The 2,133-nt window shown below is 69.9% G+C and carries 2 protein-coding genes; both read right to left on the reverse strand.

All coding sequences use genetic code 11. The features are described from left to right. Positions 1–33: 33 nt before the first annotated feature. On the reverse strand, positions 34–729 hold the full coding sequence (locus tag VHK87_RS11265; protein ID WP_329634990.1) for a pirin family protein: 696 nt from the start codon (positions 727–729) through the stop codon (positions 34–36). A 222-nt stretch (positions 730–951) separates the two neighbouring features. Beyond that, positions 952–2,061 carry a chorismate synthase gene (gene aroC / locus VHK87_RS11270; protein ID WP_329634991.1) on the reverse strand — a complete coding sequence of 370 codons (1,110 nt, stop codon included), beginning with the start codon at positions 2,059–2,061 and terminating at the stop codon, positions 952–954. Positions 2,062–2,133 lie beyond the last annotated feature (72 nt).

The raw sequence follows: 2,133 nt of genomic DNA on the forward strand, positions 1-2,133 counted from the left end.
CCGCGCCTACTCAATTCGGCGCGGCCAAAGGCCTCAGGCGCAATCCACCATGACGATCTCGGCGTCCTGGCGGGCGCGGATCGACAGCTTGGCCTCATCCTTGATCGCCGCGCCGTCGCGCGGCCCGAGGGTCACGTCGCCCACCTCGACCTCGCCGGTGGCGGCCACCAGGTAGAGGTGGCGGCCGGCCTGAGCCTCGTAGGTCAGCTCCTGGCCGGCCTGCAGCGTCGCGCCCAGCACCCGGGCGTCCGCGCGGATCGGCAGGGCGCCTTCGTCGCCGAGGCCGGAGGCCAACACCGAGAAGGCGTTCGCCCGGTCGTCCTTGGGGAAGGGCTTGGCGCCCCAGCCCGGCTGGCCGCCGGACGTGCTCGGCTCGATCCAGATCTGGAACAGCGTCGTGGTCTCGGGCTCGACGTTGTACTCGGCGTGGCGGATGCCGGAGCCGGCGCTCATCACCTGCACGTCGCCGGCCTCGGTCCGGCCCTGGTTGCCCAGGCTGTCCTGGTGGGTCACCGCGCCTTTCCGGACATAGGTGATGATCTCCATGTCCCGGTGCGGGTGGGGCGGAAAGCCGGTCTGCGGCGCGATCTCGTCGTCGTTCCAGACGCGCAAGGATCCCCAGCCCATGCGATTGGGGTCGTACCAATTGCTGAAGCTGAAGTGATAGTGGGCGTTCAGCCAGTCGTTCTGGAACCGGCCGAGTTCGGAGAAGGGGCGCTTTTCAATCATGGCGCTGAGATAGGCGAGGTAATCGCCGGAACAACGGCGTGGCTATTTCCGCGCGGGAAACAGTCTGTTGCCTGACTCTGCGCACCCATCCTTGTCGGCGCCGCCCAACCTTTCGTTATCGCCGGGCTTGTCGCGGCGACCCAGCCGGTTGCGGCAGGCCCTGACTCATTGAGAAGGGTGGCCGGCATGAAGCCGGCCATGACGAAAGACTAGGAAAGGCCCTCAGCCGCCCGGTGCGTGCGCGCCGCCGCCCGTCTGCGCGCGGTGGCGGAGGAAGGCGTCGGCGAGGACGCAGGCCATCATGGCTTCGGCCACGGGCGTGCCGCGGATGCCGACGCAGGGGTCGTGGCGGCCCTTGGTGCGGACCTCGATCTGCTCGCCGGCCTCGTTGATGCTCTGGCGGGGCGTCAGGATCGAGGAGGTGGGCTTGAAGGCGACGCGGGCCAGCACCGGCGCGCCGGTGGAGACGCCCCCGAGGATCCCTCCAGCCTTGTTGGTCAGGAAGAGCGGACCCTCGTTGCCCATCCGCATCTCGTCGGCGTTCTCCTCGCCGGACAGGGCCGCGGCGGCGAAGCCGGAGCCGATCTCCACGCCCTTGGTGGCGTTGATGCTCATCAGCGCCCCGGCCAGCTCGGCGTCGAGCTTGCCGTAGATCGGCGCGCCCCAGCCGGCGGGAACGCCGCTCGCCTCCACCTCGACGATCGCGCCGGTCGAGGAGCCGGCCTTGCGGGTCTTCTCCAAGTGCTCTTCCCAGACGGCGACCATCTCGGCGTCCGGGCACCAGAAGGGGTTCTCGTGGGTCTGATCCCAGTCCCAGCGCTCTCGGTTCACCGCGTGCGGGCCGATCTGCACGACCGCGCCGCGGATGGTGACGCCCTCGAGGATCTTGCGCGCCACCGCCCCGGCCGCGACCCGGGCGGCGGTCTCGCGCGCCGAGGCCCGGCCGCCGCCGCGGTAGTCCCGGACCCCATACTTGGCGAAGTAGGTGTAGTCGGCGTGGCCCGGCCGGAACGCCTGGGCGATCTCCGAATAGTCGCGGCTGCGCTGGTCGACGTTCTCGATCAGCATCGAGATCGGCGTGCCGGTGGTGACCTGGCCACCCGTCCGCTCGTCGGAGAAGACGCCGGAGAGAATCTTCACGGCGTCCGGTTCCTGCCGCTGGGTGACGAACTTCCCCTGGCCGGGACGGCGCTTGTCGAGGAAGGCCTGCACCTCGGCCTCGGTCAGGGGAAGGCCCGGAGGACACCCGTCCACGACGCAGCCCAGGGCGGGCCCGTGGCTCTCGCCCCAGGTCGTCACGCGGAACAGGTGGCCGAAGGTGTTGTGCGACATCGCCGGCCTCTTAGCCGGTTCCGGCTATGCCGTTAAGCCGCCCAAGCTGCGGTGAAGCGTTTGCGGGCTTCC

This window comes from Phenylobacterium sp., from assembly GCF_036263695.1.
In the GTDB taxonomy this organism is placed as follows: domain Bacteria; phylum Pseudomonadota; class Alphaproteobacteria; order Caulobacterales; family Caulobacteraceae; genus Phenylobacterium.